The sequence below is a fragment of the Mesorhizobium sp. EU05-FHT14A09 genome, assembly GCF_058790995.1.
The window spans coordinates 466077-484500 of record NZ_JBYTDF010000003.1 but is presented as its reverse complement, the minus strand read 5'-3'; the positions used below and the strand labels follow the sequence as shown (position 1 = coordinate 484500).

20 protein-coding genes are annotated in these 18424 nt (G+C 62.4%); 10 read left to right on the top strand and 10 right to left on the bottom strand.

The window, feature by feature from the left end; all coding sequences use genetic code 11:
• Nucleotides 1-113 precede the first annotated feature (113 nt).
• Entirely contained in the window at nt 114-617 is a 504-nt protein-coding gene (locus tag AC3WTO_RS13945; protein WP_492461315.1) for a GNAT family N-acetyltransferase, read from the top strand.
• 61 nt (nt 618-678) lie between these two features.
• Here the strand turns inward: AC3WTO_RS13945 and AC3WTO_RS13940 are convergent, their stop codons facing one another.
• Nucleotides 679-1053, bottom strand: coding sequence for a nuclear transport factor 2 family protein (locus tag AC3WTO_RS13940; protein ID WP_492461314.1), 375 nt, complete (start codon nt 1051-1053; stop codon nt 679-681).
• 145 nt (nt 1054-1198) lie between these two features.
• On the opposite strand from AC3WTO_RS13940, the gene AC3WTO_RS13935 reads away from it, so the two are divergent.
• Nucleotides 1199-1711 (top strand): SRPBCC family protein, encoded by a 513-nt coding sequence (locus tag AC3WTO_RS13935; RefSeq protein ID WP_492461313.1) that lies wholly within the window; start codon nt 1199-1201, stop codon nt 1709-1711.
• Here the strand turns inward: AC3WTO_RS13935 and AC3WTO_RS13930 are convergent.
• The 4 genes from AC3WTO_RS13930 to AC3WTO_RS13915 all read right to left on the bottom strand — a co-directional run bounded on the left by AC3WTO_RS13930 (nt 1698) and on the right by AC3WTO_RS13915 (nt 6365).
• Nucleotides 1698-2684, bottom strand: a complete 987-nt coding sequence (locus tag AC3WTO_RS13930; RefSeq protein ID WP_492461312.1) for an esterase-like activity of phytase family protein — start codon at nt 2682-2684, stop codon at nt 1698-1700. The two genes, AC3WTO_RS13935 and AC3WTO_RS13930, sit on opposite strands and share 14 nt — an antisense overlap.
• A 38-nt stretch (nt 2685-2722) precedes the next feature.
• Entirely contained in the window at nt 2723-4621 is a 1899-nt protein-coding gene (gene cobT, locus AC3WTO_RS13925; protein WP_492461311.1) for a cobaltochelatase subunit CobT, read from the bottom strand.
• A 12-nt stretch (nt 4622-4633) separates the two neighbouring features.
• Nucleotides 4634-5620, bottom strand: coding sequence for a cobaltochelatase subunit CobS (gene cobS / locus AC3WTO_RS13920; RefSeq protein ID WP_239362605.1), 987 nt, complete (start codon nt 5618-5620; stop codon nt 4634-4636).
• Nucleotides 5621-5747: 127 nt separating this feature from the next.
• The gene (locus AC3WTO_RS13915) at nt 5748-6365 is read right to left on the bottom strand and encodes a J domain-containing protein (RefSeq protein ID WP_492461310.1); all 618 of its coding nucleotides are present in this window, start codon (nt 6363-6365) and stop codon (nt 5748-5750) included.
• Between the two features lie 158 nt (nt 6366-6523).
• On the opposite strand from AC3WTO_RS13915, the gene AC3WTO_RS13910 reads away from it, so the two are divergent.
• Nucleotides 6524-6826: a BolA family protein gene (locus AC3WTO_RS13910; protein ID WP_492461309.1), complete on the top strand. Its 303-nt coding sequence runs from the start codon at nt 6524-6526 to the stop codon at nt 6824-6826.
• 89 nt (nt 6827-6915) lie between these two features.
• Entirely contained in the window at nt 6916-7620 is a 705-nt protein-coding gene (locus AC3WTO_RS13905; RefSeq protein ID WP_492461308.1) for an aquaporin, read from the top strand.
• Here the strand turns inward: AC3WTO_RS13905 and AC3WTO_RS13900 are convergent.
• The 3 genes from AC3WTO_RS13900 to AC3WTO_RS13890 are packed head-to-tail and all read right to left on the bottom strand — an operon-like array spanning nt 7568 to nt 10214.
• Nucleotides 7568-8494: a transporter associated domain-containing protein gene (locus tag AC3WTO_RS13900; RefSeq protein ID WP_492461307.1), complete on the bottom strand. Its 927-nt coding sequence runs from the start codon at nt 8492-8494 to the stop codon at nt 7568-7570. The genes AC3WTO_RS13905 and AC3WTO_RS13900 overlap by 53 nt on opposite strands.
• On the bottom strand, nt 8491-9606 hold the full coding sequence (aroB, locus tag AC3WTO_RS13895) for a 3-dehydroquinate synthase (protein WP_492461306.1): 1116 nt from the start codon (nt 9604-9606) through the stop codon (nt 8491-8493). Before aroB ends, AC3WTO_RS13900 begins: the two co-directional genes overlap by 4 nt.
• Complete coding sequence (locus tag AC3WTO_RS13890) at nt 9603-10214, bottom strand: shikimate kinase (protein ID WP_492461305.1); 612 nt, start codon at nt 10212-10214, stop codon at nt 9603-9605. Before AC3WTO_RS13890 ends, aroB begins: the two co-directional genes overlap by 4 nt.
• Nucleotides 10215-10349: 135 nt before the next feature.
• Here AC3WTO_RS13890 and AC3WTO_RS13885 point away from each other — a divergent pair, with 135 nt between their 5' ends.
• The 5 genes from AC3WTO_RS13885 (at nt 10350) to AC3WTO_RS13865 (ending at nt 14372) form a co-directional block, all read left to right on the top strand.
• Nucleotides 10350-10502, top strand: coding sequence for a histidine kinase (locus tag AC3WTO_RS13885; protein WP_492461304.1), 153 nt, complete (start codon nt 10350-10352; stop codon nt 10500-10502).
• Nucleotides 10503-10626: 124 nt separating this feature from the next.
• Nucleotides 10627-11541 (top strand): site-specific tyrosine recombinase XerD, encoded by a 915-nt coding sequence (locus AC3WTO_RS13880; protein ID WP_492461303.1) that lies wholly within the window; start codon nt 10627-10629, stop codon nt 11539-11541.
• A 96-nt stretch (nt 11542-11637) separates the two neighbouring features.
• Nucleotides 11638-12588, top strand: coding sequence for an acetyl-CoA carboxylase carboxyltransferase subunit alpha (locus AC3WTO_RS13875; RefSeq protein WP_492461302.1), 951 nt, complete (start codon nt 11638-11640; stop codon nt 12586-12588).
• A gap of 250 nt (nt 12589-12838) precedes the next feature.
• Nucleotides 12839-14116: a L,D-transpeptidase family protein gene (locus tag AC3WTO_RS13870; RefSeq protein ID WP_492461301.1), complete on the top strand. Its 1278-nt coding sequence runs from the start codon at nt 12839-12841 to the stop codon at nt 14114-14116.
• A gap of 7 nt (nt 14117-14123) precedes the next feature.
• On the top strand, nt 14124-14372 hold the full coding sequence (locus AC3WTO_RS13865; protein WP_492461300.1) for a sulfurtransferase TusA family protein: 249 nt from the start codon (nt 14124-14126) through the stop codon (nt 14370-14372).
• 172 nt (nt 14373-14544) lie between these two features.
• Here AC3WTO_RS13865 and AC3WTO_RS13860 read toward each other — a convergent pair whose 3' ends face one another.
• Nucleotides 14545-15666, bottom strand: coding sequence for a CobW family GTP-binding protein (locus AC3WTO_RS13860; protein WP_492461299.1), 1122 nt, complete (start codon nt 15664-15666; stop codon nt 14545-14547).
• Nucleotides 15667-15829: 163 nt separating this feature from the next.
• The gene (locus AC3WTO_RS13855; protein WP_492461546.1) at nt 15830-17017 is read right to left on the bottom strand and encodes a D-alanyl-D-alanine carboxypeptidase family protein; all 1188 of its coding nucleotides are present in this window, start codon (nt 17015-17017) and stop codon (nt 15830-15832) included.
• Between the two features lie 206 nt (nt 17018-17223).
• Between AC3WTO_RS13855 and AC3WTO_RS13850 the strand changes: the two genes are divergently transcribed.
• Nucleotides 17224-18387: a M20 aminoacylase family protein gene (locus AC3WTO_RS13850; protein WP_492461298.1), complete on the top strand. Its 1164-nt coding sequence runs from the start codon at nt 17224-17226 to the stop codon at nt 18385-18387.
• Nucleotides 18388-18424 lie beyond the last annotated feature (37 nt).

The following is an 18424-nucleotide window of genomic DNA, read 5'->3' as shown; positions in this document are numbered from 1 at the left end:
GAGCAATTTTAGCAAAAGTGCGTAGCGGTTTTGCGTCCGGAATTGCGTCGAAACAATGAATTGGAGCGTTTCCGTGAAAAACGGAGACGCTCTAGCTGACGGGATCAGAGCAAATGACTGTAGTTGTGAGGCCGCTCGGCGCAGCCGAGCGCCAGGCCGCTGTTGCCCTCAGTGTTGCCGATGACCAAAACGATTTCGTCGCGACCAACGCCGAATCCCTGGAAGAAGCCGACGAGAACCCCGCCTGCGTGCCGCTCGGCATCTTTACGGGCAACCAGCACGACCCAGCCGCCGATGGCGACCTGGTCGGCTTCGCCATGTACACGCTGGACGCCGACGACGGAAACTGGTGGATCTATCGCCTGATGATCGACCAGCGCTTCCAGAAGCGCGGCTATGGTCGTGCCGGCCTGCGAGCCGTGGTCGAACGTATGTCCGCCATTCCCGGCTGCGACGCCATTTATCTCGGCGTCGTTCAGGAAAACCGCGCCGCGGCTGCATTCTATCGGCAGGAAGGCTTTCGGGAGACAGGCCAGATCCTCGGTGACGAAACCGTCATGTGCCTTGAACTCGAGAAACCCGAACGCTTGGGTTCCGTCGCGCCCAGCCGCGCCTAGAGCGTTTCCGTGAAAAAACGGAAACGCTCTAGGGATCATGCTCTAACGGCGGACACGGCTATCACTTCGAAGCCTGCAGCGGCCCGAAGAATCCGATGATGCTGTCGATATGGCTGCCGTCCGGGCTGATAACGGCAATGTCGAGCCCTTCGGGCAGCTCGGTGCCGTCGGCCTCGACGACGCGCCAGCCGAAACGTGCGATGCCGTGATGCATGTCGACAGCGGTGGTGCGTTCGATCCGCGCGCCGGGCCGGCTGGCCCTCACCCTGACGATATGGGCCAGCAATTCTTCGGCGCCTGTCGTGTCCGCGCGCGGATCGGTATAGGTCGCATCCTTGGCCCAGACCGCGTGCAGGAGTGTTGCCCTCCGCGCATCGTCGGCTTCGTTCCAGACAGCGCAATAACGATCGATCAGGTCGGTAACGTCGGCTGGCATTCGAGCTCCCCGAACACCGAGCGATCATACGGCGAGTCCGGCCTCTTGGATACCTCTGCGTCCTGGCACTGGAACCGACGAGCCAGCCTCTGGAAACCGGTGACGATCAGACACATTTGTCCGTTGCAAGCTGGAGGAGCTCACAATGACGCGAACCCCTGTCGACGATAGGATGGAGGAAGTCCACGCTGCCTACACGAGGCAAGGGCGCACCGACCCAAACGCACCCGTCCGGGCCAGCGGCGCCATCGACATTGGCGCGCCAGTGCATACAGTCTGGTCAGTGCTTGCCGATGTCGCCAACTGGCCTCGCATTCGCGGCGATATCCACGATGTCGAGATCCCCGGACCGGCCGCCCCAGAGGAGACCTTCATTTGGGCGACGGGCGGAATCAAGCTGGCATCCAAATTCGGACCGATCGCGCCAGATCGTCTGCTGACGTGGACGACCAGCCTGCCAGGGCTGATCATGACGCATGTCTATCGGTTCGCGCCGAAGGAGGCAGGCACGCATCTGAGTTGCGACGAGACGCTCGATGCGCAGAAGATTGCTCCGCAAATTGACGACCTGGAGCTTGCCGCGCGCATCAAATCCTGGCTCGAAGGCATCAAGGCCGTAGCCGAGGCGCGGGCAGCAGAACCTCTCACTCCTCGCTGAGGATGAATTCCAAGTACAGGTTGCGCTGCAGGATGGAGTGATTGTCGTCGGACACAAGCGATACGATCAACTTGCCATCGTCGCGGCGCCAGACATCCAATCCTTCCATGTTGTCGATCTGGTAAGCCATATCGGCCTCCAGCAGCACGGCGCCATCGGCGACCTTGCCCTTGGCGATCTCGGCACCAGCGATGCGACGCAGGCGCATCTTGACGCCACCGGCCATCGAGAACGAACGCTCCAGCAGCAGCAGATCGCCACCGGGAAGGAACGCGCCGTCGGTGATGTCGAACTCGCCATTGCGCTTGACCGTGAAGATACCTTTGCCCGGTCCTTCGATGATCGCAGCGTAGATGTTGCCGCTTTTGTCGAGGCTCTTTTCAGACACCACCACAAGCGCGCCTTTCAGCGGGCCCTCGGCCGGTGCACGCGTCACGGTCTCGAAGCCGCGATTCCTGCGCAACTCGTTCTCGGGCACGACGAAGTCGAGCAGCTTGAACGGTGCCTTCATGCCGGTGGGGTCGATCTTGAATTGCGCGACGCGATGGTTGCGCTCAAACCCGACCGTGGCGATACCGTCCGTGACGTTCAGGCCTTCGGCGTCGACTTCCCATTTCTTGTCGATCGGTCGCCCTGCCGCATCCACCATCTGCTGCATGGTGAAGTTGAAGATGGCAAAGGGCTGACCTTGCGCCATGCGGGCGATCGAGCCGAAATACCAGAAGCCGGTATCGGTCACGCCGATGAAATCGCTGCCCGGAGTGAGAAAACGGAACGCCGACAGTGCACCGAAATCGCGCGACGAGCCCGTCATCTCAAGCCCGCCGACGAATTCCAGCGGGCCGAATTTCCTTTCGTCACGGCCGATATGGAACTGCGTGATCTGCCGCACGCTGATTTCAACCGGCTCGACGGGTTCGCGGGCGGCGGCAACGGCTGAAACCGTAGCAACCAGCACAGATGCAAACGCCATATTCGCAAGCCGCGCTATTGCGCGAAAAGCACTCCGGCTCACGAAGCGCGCCTGAAACCACCGCGGCGCATGTCGCGCGCGGTCTCCTCGCCGAACAGCGAAGCGAGCTGTTCGGTCATCGCGCCGGCCAGTTCTTCGGCATCGACGATGGTGACGGCGCGGCGATAATATCGCGTCACGTCATGACCGATGCCGATGGCAAGCAGTTCCACCGGCGACCGATCTTCGATCAGCTCGATAACCGCGCGCAGGTGCCGCTCCAGATAATTGCCCGGATTGACCGAAAGCGTGGAATCGTCGACCGGCGCGCCGTCGGAGATCATCATCAGGATCTTGCGCTGCTCGGGCCGGGCGATAAGCCGGTTGTGCGCCCACAGCAGCGCTTCGCCGTCGATATTCTCCTTGAGCAGGCCCTCGCGCATCATCAGGCCGAGGTTACGCCGCGCGCGACGCCAGGGGGCATCAGCCGACTTGTAGACGATGTGGCGCAGGTCGTTGAGGCGGCCAGGTGCCGGCGGCTTGCCGTCCTTCAGCCACTTCTCGCGCGCCTGCCCGCCCTTCCAGGCCCGGGTCGTGAAGCCAAGGATCTCCACCGAAACGCCACAACGCTCCAGCGTGCGCGCCAGGATGTCGGCACAAGTCGCCGCCACGGTGATCGGCCGGCCACGCATCGAGCCTGAATTATCGAGCACCAGCGACACTACCGTATCGCGGAACTTGGTGTCGCGTTCCTGCTTGAAGGACAAAGGCTGCATCGGATCGATGACGACGCGCACCAGACGCGCCGGGTCGAGATAGCCTTCCTCCAGATCGAAATCCCAGGAACGGTTCTGCTGCGCCATCAAACGGCGCTGCAGCCTGTTGGCCAACCGGCCGACCACGCCCTGGAGATTGGCGAGCTGCTTGTCCAGAAACGCGCGCAGGCGGTCGAGTTCCTCCTCGTCGCACAGTTCCTCCGCCCCTACCGTCTCGTCGAAGGCAGTGGTGAAGACCTTGTAATCGACGTCCTTGGAAATCGTGGCGAACGGATTGTCGTTGCGCTTGGCCTCTCCGGGGGTCTCGGCATCGGCCTCTTCTTCGTCGGACAGATCCTGCGAAGTGGCGTCCGTCGCCTCGGCTTCGGCGGAATCCTCGTCATCGTCGGAGGCGTCGGCGTCTTCGGCCTGCGACTGGTCGGAGCCGGAATCGTCCTCGCCGCCTTCCTCGCTCTGCTCTTCGCCCTGCGGCTGGTTTTCGTTGTCGTCCTCGGTGTCTTCGGTTTCCTGGTCGTCGCCGAGTTCCTCGGCCATTTCCATGGAAACGAGCATCTCACGGACAACGCGAGCGAATGCCTGCTGGTCTTCCAGCTTTCCAGCCAGCCCGTCGAGATCGGCGCCGGCCTTGTCCTCGACCCACGGCCGCCAGAGATCGACCAAACGCTCGCCGCTCTTCGGCACCGCGCGACCGGTCAATTTTTCGCGCACCATCAGCGCCAACGCTTCCTCAAGCGGTGCGTCGGCGCGGTCGCGCACATCGGCCAGATTGGCCTTGGCATATTTGTCTTCCAGCATCGTGCCGATATTGTCGGCAACGCCGGCCATCATGCGCGAGCCGATCGCCTCGACGCGAGCCTGCTCGACGGCATCGAAGATGGCGCGCGCCTGCTTGCCTTCTGGCGCCAGCTTGGTGTGGATGCGGACATCATGGCAGGCGCGTTTCAGCGCCATGGAATCGCCGAGGCCGCGCGTCACCGCGATGTCGACCGCTGATGCCTTCTTCGGCAATTCCGGCAGGCGGGCGCGACTGCCGGCCAGCGCCGGGCGCTCTTTGGCGAAGCCGACTTCCATATCCTTGTCGCCGGAGATGGCTCGCATGCACACAGTCACGGCGCGTTTGAAGGCATCCGTGTCCGAGCCGTTCTTCGGCTTGTTGCGCGTATTGTCGCCGGGGCCGGCCATGGAACGTCCTGTTTAGCCAAGCACCACGTTGGCGGAGCTCTCCGGCAGGTCTTCGCCGAAAGCACGCTGATAGAACTCGGCCACCACCGAACGCTCCAGCTCGTCGCACTTGTTCAGGAAGGTCAAGCGGAACGCCATGCCGACATTACCGAAGATCTCGGCGTTTTCGGCCCAGGTGATGACGGTACGCGGGCTCATGACGGTAGACAGGTCGCCATTGATGAAGGCTGAACGCGTCATGTCGGCGACGCGGACCATCTTGTTGACGATGTCCTTGCCCTTGTCGTTCTTGTAGTGCTTGGCCTTGGCCAGCACGATCGCGACTTCATTGTCATGCGGCAGGTAGTTCAGCGTGGTCACGATCGACCAGCGGTCCATCTGCGCCTGGTTGATCTGCTGCGTGCCGTGGTAGAGGCCGGTGGTGTCGCCGAGACCGACCGTGTTGGCGGTGGCAAACAAGCGGAAGGCTGGGTGCGGCCGGATGACACGGCTTTGGTCGAGCAGGGTCAGGCGGCCCGAGCTTTCCAGAACGCGCTGGATCACGAACATCACGTCCGGACGGCCGGCATCGTATTCGTCGAAGCAGAGCGCGACATTGTGCTGGTAGGCCCAAGGCAGGATGCCGTCCCGGAATTCCGTGACCTGCATGCCTTCCTTGACGACGATCGCGTCCTTGCCGACGAGGTCGATACGGCTGACATGGCTGTCGAGGTTGACACGCACGCAGGGCCAGTTGAGGCGGGCTGCAACCTGCTCGATATGCGTCGACTTGCCGGTGCCGTGATAGCCGGACACCATGACGCGTCGGTTGTAGGCAAAGCCGGCGAGGATCGCCATCGTGGTGTGCTGGTCGAACAGATAGTCCGGATCGATGTCCGGCACATGCTCGGTGGCCACCGAATAGGCTGGCACGACCATCTTGGATTCGAAGCCGAATTTTTCCTTCACCGACACCGTCGTGTCGGGCAGGTTGGCGATATCGCGATCGACCTTGTTCATGCGTCTCAACGTCTCCACGGGCGAAGCGTTGCGCTTCGCCGGCAACCCAAATTGTTCGGGGCGGTCATAAAACCTTTTCCAACTCGAGGATAGTTGGAAAAAGGCACGACCTCAGCTCAGCTTGAGCTCAACACAGGCCTGCCTGCTTGAGCACGCGATAGGCTTGCAGCACATCGCGGAACCGGTCTTCCGAACCTCTGTCGCCACCATTCGCATCCGGATGGTGGCGTTTCACGAGTTCCTTATACCGCGCCTTGATCTCTTGGCCAGTCGCCTTTGTGTCAAGGCCAAGCGTTTCCAGCGCCTTGGCCTCAAGCGGCTTTGCCTTGCGTTCGCGCGGAGCGCCGTGGTCTCGCGGCTCGTTGAACAGGTTGTAGGGATCGCGCATGCGGTTGTGGTAGCCGGCACGGCCGGAACGCTGCTTGGCGAAATCCGGTGCGGTATGGGTGCCGCCATTGGTGCCCATGGTCCAGGTCGGGCGATGCCCAGTCGCCGCTTCTTTCTGGAAACGCGCGATTTCGGAATCGGGGACACCCGAAAAATAATTGAAGCCCTTGTTGTACTCGCGCACATGGTCGAAGCAGAACTTGAAATACTGCCCCTCGGCCATGCGCCCGACCGGTGCGCGATGCGTACCGGGCTCCTTGCAGCCATCCCATTGGCATGTCGGGGCGCGCGACTTCAGCTCCGCGTCTTTCTCGGGACGAATGCGGAGTTTTTCGAAATATTTTGGATAGGGCTTCATCTGACCCCATTTATGGGCTGTTCGCCCGACGATACAAGAATTGACATTTCGGCGATCATCGCCCTAACCGCTGAATCGCGGCTTAAGCGGGGCAAACGACAGCCGGCCGGCGACGAAAATTGCTGGTGATCGTGGCTATGTGGTGAAGGAGAACGACAATGTCCATGCAAACGGCGATGGAAAAAAAGCTGACCGATGCTTTTGCGCCTGAAAGACTGGCCGTCGTCAACGAAAGCCACCTTCACGCCGGTCACCACCATGTCGAGAGCGACCACCACGCCACCTTCGACGGCACCGGCGAAACGCATTTCCGCATCCGCATCGTTTCGCCTGCTTTTTCCGGCCTGAGCCGCATCGAACGCCACCGTGCCGTCAACGCCCTGCTTGCCGACGAGATGAAAGCCGGCCTGCACGCGCTGGCGATCGAGCCAGCTGCACCTGGCGAAAAGACGCGCTGGTAATCCAAAACTTTGAAACACTTCTTCGTCCGCCGGGACTAGACGTCTTCTCCTCGGCTTGGGAAATTCCCAGGCTGGGGGAGATCAGCAACATGCCACTTCATACGCGATTGGTAGCGGAGGCGCTGGCAACGGCCCTGCTGCTCGCAACGGTTATCGGCTCGACCATCATGGGCACGACACTGGCGCCCGACAATCCGGCCTTTGCCCTCTTTGTCACCTCGACCTCGACCGGCGGCATGCTCTTCGTGCTGATCTCCGCTTTCGGACCCGTATCGGGCGCACATATCAATCCCGTCGTCAGCCTGGGACTTGCCGCTGCCGGAGATTTCGCTTGGCGGGAGTGCGCCCCCTACATCCTCGCCCAGATCATCGGCGCGGTCATCGGCATCTGGCTGGCGCATGCCATGTTCGAACAGCCGGTGTTGCAGCTTTCTTCGACGGCACGCGACAGCTTCGGCATGTGGCTCTCTGAAGCCGTGGCGACCTTCGGCCTGTTGCTGGTCGTGTTCGCATGCGCAGCGCGCAAGCCCGGCGCCACTGCTGCAGCGGTCGGCCTTTACATCGCCGCCGCCTACTGGTTCACCGCGTCCTCGTCCTTCGCCAATCCAGCGATGACACTGGCACGCGCTTTCACGGCAACGGCGGCGGGCATCCGGCTGGCAGATGTCGCGGGCTGGATCGTGGCACAGTGCCTCGGTGCCCTGGCTGCATACGTTGTCGCCCGCCTGTTCTGGCCAAGCGTTACGGCAGCTTCTGGACCTCTTGCTGCTGGATCTCCACGGACGCCGGCCTGATCCTGATCCTGGCGATGCGGTTCTTGTCGCGCTTCATGACCAGGAAGCGCTTGCCGTGGAACGTGAAGGCCTGCTTCTCCACCGGAATCGACTGCGCCTCGTGAATGATGAGGCCAGCGATCGTCGTAGCCTCCTCGTCCGGCAACGCCCAGCCCAGCGCGCGATTGAGATCGCGGATCGACACCGTGCCTTCCACGACCACCGAGCCGTCGGCCTCCTGCTTCACACCCTGGACATCGATGTCATGCTCGTCGGATATTTCACCAACGATTTCCTCGATGATGTCCTCCAGCGTCAGCAAACCTTCAACCTCGCCATATTCGTCGACGACGATGGCGATATGAGCCCTTCGGCGCAGGAAGGCGTTGAGCTGCTCCTCGAGACTGGTGGTGTCCGGCACGAACCACGGCTTCGCCGCGATCTTCAGGATGTCGATCCTGGAGAAGTCGTTGTCCACCTCGTTGAGTGCGCGCAGCAGGTCCTTGGCGTGCAGGATGCCGACGATGTTGTCGAGCGAACTCTTCCAAAGCGGCAGCCTGGTGTGCGGGCTCTGCAGCACTTCGCGCACGATCGCTTCGGGCGCATTGTCGGCATTGACGGAGCGCATGTTGGTGCGGTGAACCATGACGTCCGAGACTTCCAGCTCGCGCAACGCCAGAAGCGCCTCGACGCGGGTGCGGTCCTCTTTCATGGCTTTCGCCTCGCTGCGCAGCCGTGAGATCACGGCGCGGGCCTCCTGCTGTGTCAGGCGGCGCCGCTTCCGGCTGATCAGTTGCAGGCCGAAGGAGCCGAGCAGCGGCTTTCGGAAAAGAACGGCCAGCAGCGCGAGGACGACCAGCCCGCCGGCAATGATCCATCCCGCCAACTCGGTCATTCAAGGCTGTCCCGCAGGAACGCCACGACTTCCGAGGCAGGCACATCCTTGGCTATGAAGGATTGCCCGATGCCACGCGTCAGGATGAAAGTCAGCGCGCCGCGCGACACTTTCTTGTCCTGGGTTATGTAATCGAACAGTTTTTCCGGTCTCGGCAGGTCGCCGGGGATGTCGGCGACGCGCGTCGGCAGGCCGACAGCCTTCAGATGCGTCTCGACGCGCGCGGCATCGTCCGGGCTCGCCAGGTTCAGGCGAGCGGAGAAACGATGCGCCAGCACCATGCCGATCGACACGCCTTCGCCATGCACCAGCCTGGCGCCATCATAAGCCGTTGCAGCCTCCAGCGCATGGCCGAAGGTATGGCCCAGATTGAGCAGCGCGCGATCGCCCGTCTCGAACTCGTCGCGCGCCACGACATCGGCCTTGGCGCGGCAGGCTTCGGCAATCGCCTCGATGCGGGCGTCGCCGCCGTCAAAGACCTCCCGCCAGTTCTTTTCCAGCCATGCGAAGAAGGCGGGTCGGTCGATCAGACCATATTTTGCGAGTTCGGCGTAGCCGGCGCGGAATTCGCGGATCGGCAGCGTGTCGAGCACATCGCTGTCGGCCAGAACCAGCTTCGGTTGATGGAAGACGCCGATCAGATTCTTGCCACGCGCGCTGTTGATGCCGGTCTTGCCACCGACCGAGGAATCGACCTGGGCCAGCAACGAGGTCGGAACCTGCACGAAATCCATGCCACGCCTTGTGATGCCCGCAGCGAAACCAGCCAGATCCCCAATGACGCCACCGCCAAACGCCAGCACCGCATCGCGGCGTTCCAGCCTGGCGCCAAGCACTGCGTCGACGACCTCCTGCAGATGGTCGAAGCTCTTGGTCTTTTCGCCAGCGGGCAGCGTAACGGTGGCAGCAACGGCAACGCCACCGCTCTCCAACCCGCTCTTCAGCGCCTCGAGATGGCTTGCCGCGACATTCTCATCGGTGATGATCGCCACACGCGTGCCCGGCAGGCGCGCTGACACGGTTTCTCCGGCACGCGCGAGCAGGCCAGGACCAATCAGGATCTCATATGCACGGTCACCCAACCCGACTTCGACGGTGACGGTCTTGCTCATGCTTGTCCCTCGTCGGCGGCAACCGTCTTCTGGATGCCGAAATGACCGCACAGCGCCGCGATCACTTCCTCGGCGATCACTTCCTTGCGTTCGTCGCGCGTCGGCACGGTAATATCGGCCAGCGCGTAAGTCGGATAACGGTCATCCATCAATTTCTGCAGCGTCGCGCGCGGGTTGGCGGTCTTCAGGAGCGGGCGGTTCTGCTTCTTGGAAACCCGCTCCATCAAAAGGTCGAGATCGGCCTTCAGCCATACCGAAATGCCATGCGCCGCGATCGCCTCGCGCGTCTGCTCGTTCATGAAAGCGCCACCGCCGGTGGAGAGCACCTGTGGCCCCTGTTCCAGCAGGCGAAGAATGACCCGCTGCTCGAGCGCGCGAAACTCCGTCTCGCCATAACGTTCGAACAGTTCCGGGATGGTCATGCGCGACACATCCTCGATCTCCTGATCGCTATCGATGAAGGTGAGCCCGAGTGCGCCTGCCGTCTTGCGGCCGATTGCCGTCTTGCCGGCGCCCATCAATCCGACGAACACGATGGAACGGATGCCGAGCCGCTCGATCAGCGCGACACGGCTTTCGTCCTGCGGATTGGCGGCTTGCGGGTTCATTGCCGGCGTATCGACATGAAAAGCCCCTTTGCGTCAAGCGGCGCAGGTCGCGAACCGCCCTTGAAATGGCGGAATCGCCGTCCCATAACGGGACGTCTCCGGCAACATCATAGAATCAAGGCGCCAACCGAACCCATGCCGACCCTGCTCCGCCTCGTCGTGACCCTGGCGATCTTGGCCGGCCTCACCTATGGCGCGATGTTCGCGCTGGTGATGTTCGTTTCGCCCAAGCAGTCAGAGCTTTCGGTGCGCATTCCGGCCGAAAAGCTCAACCCGAAGAAAAACTAATGCGCGTCGCGATCTTCCAGATCCGTTCCTTGCGCGTTAGGTCCTTTGTTTCACGCATGTCGTTATCGCAAAACCGCTCCACACTTTTGCGCGACATGCTTTGGTCAGCAAAAGAGCCTGCGCCATGAGCAGTGCCGCCCGCATCGAAGCTTTCCTGGAGATGATGAGCGCCGAACGGGGTGCTGCCGAAAACACGTTGGCCAGCTATCGCCGCGATCTGGAGGACGCTGCCGCAGCGGTCAAGGGAGGCCTGGCCAATGCCGCCTCGGGCGACATCCGCGGCTATCTAGACGGCATTGCCGCGCAAGGCTTCGCGCCGACCTCGCAGGCGCGCAAGCTCTCGGCGCTGCGCCAATTCTTCAAGTTCCTCTATGCCGAGGGCCTGCGCCAGGACGACCCCACCGGCACGCTGGACAGCCCGAAAAAAGGCCGCCCGCTGCCAAAGACGATGGGAGAGGCCGAAGCCGGCCGCCTGCTCGACCGCGCTGCTGCCGAAGCGGGCGAACCACCGGCAGGCAGCGATCCTCTCGCTGCGCTCAGGCTGCATGCGCTGGTGGAGGTGCTCTACGCGACGGGGTTGCGCGTCTCGGAACTGGTCGGCCTTCCAGTGACGGTGGCGCAGCGCGACGACCGCTTCTTCATGGTGCGCGGCAAAGGCAACAAGGAGCGCATGGTGCCGCTTTCTGCCAAGGCGCGCACCGCCATGACGGTCTGGCTGGCAGCGCGTGCCAAGGTGCCCACCTTTGCCGAAAGCGCGTTCCTGTTTCCATCCTCGTCCGACAGCGGCCACCTGCCCCGCCAAGTCTTTGCACGTGACCTGAAGGGCCTCGCGGCCCGCGCCGGCATCGCCACTTCGAAAATATCGCCGCACGTCCTGCGCCATGCCTTCGCCAGTCATCTCCTGCAGAATGGCGCGGACCTGCGCGCCGTGCAGCAGTTGCTCGGCCATGCCGACATTTCGACCACGCAGATCTACACGCATGTGCTGGAGGAAAGGCTCGTTCGGCTGGTCAACGATCACCATCCGCTTGCCGACTAGGCCCGGTGTCGCTATGTGAGGGCGACGTTTCATAGCTCGGCACTGCCGTTACGGCTTCCTGTCTTTCTGTTTTCCGGCGCAGCGGTCCCCTCACGAATGTACAATTATCTCGACTTCGAAAAACCGGTTCAGGACCTTGAGGGCAAGATCCTCGAACTGAAAAAGCTTGCGGAGAGCGGCGAGGCCGTCGATGTCGCCGACGAGATCACGCGGCTGGAAAAGCGGGCGCGCGAAGCGTTGCGCGACGCCTACAAGGCGTTGACACCCTGGCAGAAGGTGCAGGTCGCGCGCCATCCCGACCGCCCGCACTGCCTCAGCTACATCAGCGGCCTGTTCACCGACTTCACGCCGCTGGCCGGCGATCGCGCTTTCGGCGAAGATCAGGCCATCGTTTGCGGTTTCGCCCGATTCCGCGGAGAATCGGTCGCTGTCATCGGTCAGGAAAAAGGCTCCGACACCGCCAGCCGCCTGAAGCACAATTTCGGTTCGGCCCGCCCCGAAGGCTATCGCAAGGCGGTGCGCGTGATGGAGATGGCCGATCGGTTCAAGATACCGCTGGTCACCCTGGTCGACACGGCCGGCGCCTTCCCGGGCGTCGACGCAGAGGAACGCGGCCAGGCCGAGGCGATCGCTCGGTCCACGTCTGCCGGCCTGGCGCTGAAAGTGCCGTCGATCTCGGTTGTCATCGGCGAAGGCGGTTCGGGCGGCGCCATCGCGATCGCGACGGCAAACCGTGTCTACATGCTCGAACACGCGATCTATTCGGTGATTTCGCCGGAAGGTGCAGCCTCCATCCTGTGGCGCGACACCACACGCTCCAAGGATGCGGCGACGAATATGAAGATCACCGCGCAGGACCTGCTCGAACTCAAGATCATCGACGCCATCATTCCCGAGCCGCTTGGCGGCGCCCATCGTGAGCCGGAGAAGGTGATTGGTGCCACCGGCGACCTGATCGCCAAGACGATGCAGGATTTCGCCAGCTCCAACGTCGATTTCCGCGAACAGCGCCGCGAAAAATACCTCGCCATGGGACGTTCGCTCTGACGGGCTGACCAGAACGGCAGCCATTGCCCCCGACGTTGCGGCTGCGTTGAGGCTCTAAAATGTGGCGAGGAACCTGTTTTCCGCCACAAAATTGCCGTCGCTTTCGGTTCAGTCACTTTGTCGGGAAGACTGACGGCACGGCTTGCAGTAAGGAAATTTCAAGGTTAACGGGCTTAGGGTCCATCGATGTTCAGAGTAGCGCCTGGGCCTTGAGGCCCGTGGCGTACAATTGGAAGACGACAGCGCATCCATGTTCGCGAAACTTGCACGCACAGGCTTCATGATCAGCGTTCTTGCAGTGGCCGGCTGCAACGAAAAGTCGGTTGCCGACTTCGTACCGCAGGGCGCCAACAAGCAGCTCCCGGAAAAGATCCTCGCCGACATGCGCGCCAAAGGCATGAACCGCGAGTCACCGATCGTCGGGCGTATCTTCAAGGAAGAGAACGTCGTCGAGGTCTGGAAGCAGAAAACCAACGGCCGTTACGAAATCATCGCCAGCTATCCGATCTGCCGTTATTCCGGCAAGCTCGGACCGAAATACACCGAGGGTGACCGCCAGGCACCGGAAGGTTTCTATACCGTGCGTCCCGGCCAGATGAACCCGAAGTCGGGTTATCATCTCTCCTTCAACATCGGCTATCCGAACACCTATGATCGTGCCAACGGCCGCACCGGCTCCAACCTGATGGTGCACGGCGCCTGTTCGTCGTCGGGCTGCTATTCGATGAACGATCCGCAGATCGAAGAAATCTACGCTTTCGCCCGCGACGCCTTCAAGGGCGGCCAGACCGAATTCCAGATCCAGGCTTACCCGTTCCGCATGACCGCGGCCAACATGGCGCGCTACCGCAACGACCCGAACTACGAGTTCTGGAAGATGCTGAAGGTGGGCTACGACAATTTCGAGATCGCCAAGGTGCCGCCGAAGGTCGACGTCTGTGAGAAGCGCTATGTCTTCAACCAGGTTGCGCCTGACGGCCAGAAGTTCAATCCGACCGGCGCCTGCCCGATCAGCACCACGCCGGACCCGCTGAAGGTCGCCTATGGCGCCTATCAGAAGACCTATGACACAGCCTTCGCCAGCGCCATGAGCAGCTCGACGCCGGCACCCAAGGCCTCGATCGCCGGCATCAAGGAAGCCAATCTGGTCTCCGACTGGACCAAGCGCCGCGCCCGCGGCGAACGCATCACCATCGAACCGCCGTCAATGAACCACGACGGCTCGGTGACCGAAAACAGCACCCGCATGGGCCGCATCGATTCCCCGGCCGGCCGCAAGATGGCGGCCCTTGAAGCCGAACAGGCCGCCAAGAAAAAGGCCGAGGAAGAAAAGAAGGCGGCGATCGCTTTCGCCAAGGCGGAAAAGGAACGTGTCAAGGCTGAAGCCTTGGCCGCCAAGGAAGCCGCCAAGAAGAAGGCTTCCGAGCCGGCGGAGACGTTGACGGCTCAGGTTCAGCCTGTTCCAGTCGAGGAAGAAGGCCGCCTGGCGCAGATGAAGAAGAAACTGCTCGGCATGTTCGGCGGCTGAGCCGGTCATGTCGCAGGAAATCGCCACCGAGACAGCCGCAATCTACGATCTCAAGGGACTGAACTGCCCCTTGCCGGTGCTGAAGGCACGCAAGCGGCTGGCCGATATGCAGCCCGGCGGCATGTTATGGCTGGAGACCACGGATCCGCTCGCTGTCATCGACATCCCGGCCTTCTGCACCGACAGTGGTCACCGCCTGGTCGAGACCGCCGCCATGCCGGGCGGGCACCGTTTCCTGGTCGAACGCGGCGCCTGACATTCCACCGCTTTGAGCGCCAAAGGAACGGCTCTGTGCCAACGGTCATTCTGAATGACCGGAGTGCGCGACTGCGCGCCGCGCCCGTTGGCGCGCGAGCCAAGTGGCCCGGACGGGCTGCGCCGGCGCTTGAGGCGTCCTGGATGTGTAACCATCCAGGACCTCCCAAATATCAAAGCCCGGCAATCGCCAGCGGATTGTTCGTCAGGGCGTCGCGATCCGGCGTGTCGATGGCCGGACGATCGGTCAAGGCCGAAAACAGCCGTCGCACATAGTCTTCAGGCATATCGAGCGTGATCAGCACCAGCCGCGTGCCGCGCTGGCCATCCGGCCATGCCGGCAACCGGGACGGCGGATGCAGCAACTTCTGCACGCCATGCACGACCAGCGGGCGCTCCGGATCCTCTTTCAGCTCGATCACGCCCTTCATGCGCAACAGCTGTTCGCCATGCGTGGAACGCAGCAGGTCGAAAAACATGTCGATGGCCGCAAAAGCCACCGGGCCGTCATGCACCAGCGAAAAGGTCTTCACCCGCGAATCGTGGCGATGCCCGTGGTGATGGTGGTCGTGATCATGATGATGGTGGTGATGCTCGTGGTCATCATGGTGATGGTGGTGATCGTCGGCCGCCTCGCCCAGCCAACGCGCAACATCGGCGCCCTTGGTGGCCGGATCATAGAGGCCGCAATCCAACAGTGCCGCAGCATCGGCTTTCTGGACGTCGACAAGCCGGGCACCCGGATTGATGTCCTTCAATCGCGCCGTCAGCAGCGCGACCTGAGCGGCATCGGCGAGATCGGCTTTGGTAAGCACGAGGCGGTCGGCCATCGCCACCTGCTTCAGCGCCTCGACATGGGCATCGAGTGTCTTGTCGCCATTGACCACATCGACCAGCGCAACGACGCCGTCGAGACGAAAGGCCTGCACCAACGCCGGATGCGCCATGATCGACTGCAGCACAGGCGCCGGGTCAGCCAGGCCCGTCGTTTCGATGACCACGCGTGCCAGTTTTTCGATACGGCCTGTCTGCAGGCGATCGACGAGGTCGGCCAGCGTGTCGACCAGTTCGCCACGCACCGTGCAGCACAGGCAGCCGTCGGAAAGCTGGATGATGCCGTCCGAGGCCTGTTCGACCAGGAGGTGGTCGATGGCCACCTCACCATATTCGTTGATGATGACGGCGGTATCGGTGAGCGCAGGGTCTTTCAGCAGGCGATTGAGCAGCGTGGTCTTGCCAGCGCCCAGAAACCCCGTAACCACCGTAACGGGAATGGGAAAATTCGCGCCGCTCATGACATCTGCCTCGCTGCTGGGACCTTCCGCATATGGAACATGCGGACCGCCCTAACTCCTTGTTTCAGCACTCGATCCCGTCCGAAACGTCCTCGCGGGAACATTCTGGCTCTTTGTTTTGCGCACAGACGCAACACCGCAGCGCGCTTCTGCTGGAATTGCGCTAGTTGGCAGTCTTGACCAGCTGATCGCCCTGCATGCCGGCCGCGACCGGAGCCACGAAAGCCGGAGCAGGCCGGTCCGGCCGCCAGGCTGGCACTGGCACTGGCACATTGGCTGCCTTACCGGCTTCGGGTGCCGTATCGGCGATTTCGACACGCCCGATCATCGCCCGCGGCACCGGTCCCGTCGCACCGCCGAGGCTGACCGCTACCAGCTTGGGATTGACGAGCTTTTCGCGCCAGGGCGATTTCGGCGCCTTTTCGTCGGGGGCCGGGGCGGCTTCGGACTGTGCTTCCTTCGGCTGCTTCTTGCAAACCTCTTCCTGCATGTCGTTGACCGCCAGCGTATCGCCATAGGGCTGCAGGGAAGCGAGGCTGAAGGACGTCGTCATCGACGTGCCGAAACCCTGGTCGAGCAGCTTCGCGGCCGCATCGGCGCGCGCGATCGCCGATTTCTCGCCCAGCACCACGGCAGCCAGCGTACGGCCATTACGCGTTGCCGTGCCCACCATGTTGAAGCCAGACGGGCAGACGAAACCGGTCTTCATACCGGTAGCACCCGCATAACGGCCGACCAGCAGGTTATAATTGGGGATCTTCTTCTTGCCGAGCGACAGTCCCTCGATCGAGAACCACGGCTGGTACTGCGGGAAATCGCGACGCAGCGCCGTCACCAGCAAGGCGATGTCGCGTGCGGTCGTGTACTGATCGGGCGAGAACAGACCATTGGGATTGACGAAATGCGTGCCGGTCATGCCGAGACGGGCCGCGGTGGCATTCATGCGCTCGGCAAAGTCCTCCTGCGAGCCGCCGATGTTTTCGCCGATCGCCATGGCGACGTCATTGGCCGACTTGGTGATCATGATCTTGACGGCGGTATCGAGCCGCAGCACCGAACCGGGCTTGAAACCCATTTTCGACGGCGGCTGGCTGCTGGCCAGCTTGGTCATGCGGATCGGTGAATTGAGTGCCGCTTCGCCCTCGGCGATCGCCTGGAAGGCGACATAGGCGGTCATCAGCTTGGTCAGCGAGGCCGGATACCAGCGCTTGAAGGCGTCCTGGTGCTCCAGGATGCGGCCATTGTCGAGGTCGAACAGCACGGCCGGATTGGCCTCAGCCTGCTGCACCGCGATGACGCCGCCAAACACCGCGCCTGCCGCCAGAATCTTGAGCAAATGCCTTGGCCTCATCATCCGTTCCGAAATCGCTCTTGCCGTCATCACCCTGGTCTCCGTAAGATTTGCCCACGGATCGCCAGGTTTCGTCATTCGGCCACCTCCTGGCCGCAATGCCGCGCTGCTATCTAGCCTATGTGACATCACCAAGGCAAAGCATAGCGCGATCACAATTCTGTCCACGCCGGGTTAAGACCGGACCAACAGCGAGTTTGAGACCTATGCCCATTCTGAACCGCGCCGCCGAACTGCAGGAAGAGGTCGCCGGCTGGCGTCGTCACATCCACCAGAAGCCGGAACTGAATTTCGACGTGTTCGAAACCGCGGCTTTCGTCACCGAGAAGCTGAAAGAGTTCGGCTGTGACGAGGTCGTGACCGGCATCGGCAAGACCGGCGTGGTCGGCGTCATTCGCGGCAGCAAGGGCAACGGCTCCACCGTCGGCCTGCGCGCCGACATGGACGCTTTGCCCATCACCGAGGTCACCGGCAAGCCTTATGCCTCGCAGACACCGGGCAAGATGCACGCCTGCGGCCATGACGGCCACACCGCCATGCTGCTGGGCGCGGCCAAATACCTCGCAGAGACGCGCAATTTCGCAGGCTCTGTCGCCGTGATCTTCCAGCCCGCAGAGGAAGGCGGCGGCGGTGGCAACGAAATGGTCAAGGATGGCATGATGGATCGTTTCGGCATCGCCAAGGTGTTCGGCATGCACAACATGCCCGGCCTTCCCGTTGGCCAGTTCGCCATCCGTCCGGGTCCGATCATGGCGGCGACCGCCGAGTTCACCATCACCATCAAGGGCCGTGGCGGCCATGCGGCGATGCCGCACGGCACCATCGACCCCATCGTCATCGCCAGCCAGTTGGTCGGCGCCTTGCAGACCATCGCCTCGCGCAACACCGACCCGGTCGAATCGGTCGTCGTCTCGGTCACCAAGTTCCATGCCGGCGATGCCTATAACGTCATCCCGGAAACCGCCGAGATCGCCGGAACGGTGCGTTCGCTGAAAAAGGACGTCGCCAAGAAGGCCGAGCAGCGCATCCGGCAGCTCTGCACCGGCCTTGCCGCCGCCCACGACACGACCATCGAGGTCGACTACGACGCCAATTACCCGGTCACCTTCAACCATCCCGACGAAACCGTCTTTTCCGGCGATATCGCCGCCGACGTTGCCGGCGACGCTCAGGTGCAGCGCGCGATCCAGCCGGTGATGGGCGGCGAGGATTTCTCCTACATGCTGGAAGCCCGTCCCGGCGCCTTCATCTTCATCGGAAATGGCGACAGCGCCGGCCTGCACCACCCTGCCTATGACTTCAACGACGAGGTCATTCCGCACGGCGTCAGCTACTGGGTGAAACTCGCCGAAAAGGCGCTGGCGGCCTGACGGCCCGCGTCTTCCTCTCCCTTCGCAAGGAGGGAGA

Bases quoted from the DNA above. Each gene is read 5' to 3' on its own strand.
- AC3WTO_RS13880 (WP_492461303.1), top strand. From the start codon at position 10,627: ATGAGCAGTGCCGCCCGCATCGAAGCTTTCCTGGAGATGATGAGCGCC.
- AC3WTO_RS13930 (WP_492461312.1), bottom strand. From the start codon at position 2,684: ATGGCGTTTGCATCTGTGCTGGTTGCTACGGTTTCAGCCGTTGCCGCC.
- AC3WTO_RS13860 (WP_492461299.1), bottom strand. From the start codon at position 15,666: ATGAGCGGCGCGAATTTTCCCATTCCCGTTACGGTGGTTACGGGGTTT.
- AC3WTO_RS13875 (WP_492461302.1), top strand. From the start codon at position 11,638: ATGTACAATTATCTCGACTTCGAAAAACCGGTTCAGGACCTTGAGGGC.
- AC3WTO_RS13890 (WP_492461305.1), bottom strand. From the start codon at position 10,214: ATGAACCCGCAAGCCGCCAATCCGCAGGACGAAAGCCGTGTCGCGCTG.
- AC3WTO_RS13905 (WP_492461308.1), top strand. From the start codon at position 6,916: ATGCCACTTCATACGCGATTGGTAGCGGAGGCGCTGGCAACGGCCCTG.
- AC3WTO_RS13870 (WP_492461301.1), top strand. From the start codon at position 12,839: ATGTTCGCGAAACTTGCACGCACAGGCTTCATGATCAGCGTTCTTGCA.
- AC3WTO_RS13935 (WP_492461313.1), top strand. From the start codon at position 1,199: ATGACGCGAACCCCTGTCGACGATAGGATGGAGGAAGTCCACGCTGCC.
- AC3WTO_RS13855 (WP_492461546.1), bottom strand. From the start codon at position 17,017: ATGAGGCCAAGGCATTTGCTCAAGATTCTGGCGGCAGGCGCGGTGTTT.
- AC3WTO_RS13915 (WP_492461310.1), bottom strand. From the start codon at position 6,365: ATGAAGCCCTATCCAAAATATTTCGAAAAACTCCGCATTCGTCCCGAG.
- cobS (WP_239362605.1), bottom strand. From the start codon at position 5,620: ATGAACAAGGTCGATCGCGATATCGCCAACCTGCCCGACACGACGGTG.
- AC3WTO_RS13940 (WP_492461314.1), bottom strand. From the start codon at position 1,053: ATGCCAGCCGACGTTACCGACCTGATCGATCGTTATTGCGCTGTCTGG.
- AC3WTO_RS13910 (WP_492461309.1), top strand. From the start codon at position 6,524: ATGTCCATGCAAACGGCGATGGAAAAAAAGCTGACCGATGCTTTTGCG.
- aroB (WP_492461306.1), bottom strand. From the start codon at position 9,606: ATGAGCAAGACCGTCACCGTCGAAGTCGGGTTGGGTGACCGTGCATAT.
- AC3WTO_RS13945 (WP_492461315.1), top strand. From the start codon at position 114: ATGACTGTAGTTGTGAGGCCGCTCGGCGCAGCCGAGCGCCAGGCCGCT.
- AC3WTO_RS13885 (WP_492461304.1), top strand. From the start codon at position 10,350: ATGCCGACCCTGCTCCGCCTCGTCGTGACCCTGGCGATCTTGGCCGGC.
- AC3WTO_RS13900 (WP_492461307.1), bottom strand. From the start codon at position 8,494: ATGACCGAGTTGGCGGGATGGATCATTGCCGGCGGGCTGGTCGTCCTC.
- AC3WTO_RS13865 (WP_492461300.1), top strand. From the start codon at position 14,124: ATGTCGCAGGAAATCGCCACCGAGACAGCCGCAATCTACGATCTCAAG.
- AC3WTO_RS13850 (WP_492461298.1), top strand. From the start codon at position 17,224: ATGCCCATTCTGAACCGCGCCGCCGAACTGCAGGAAGAGGTCGCCGGC.
- cobT (WP_492461311.1), bottom strand. From the start codon at position 4,621: ATGGCCGGCCCCGGCGACAATACGCGCAACAAGCCGAAGAACGGCTCG.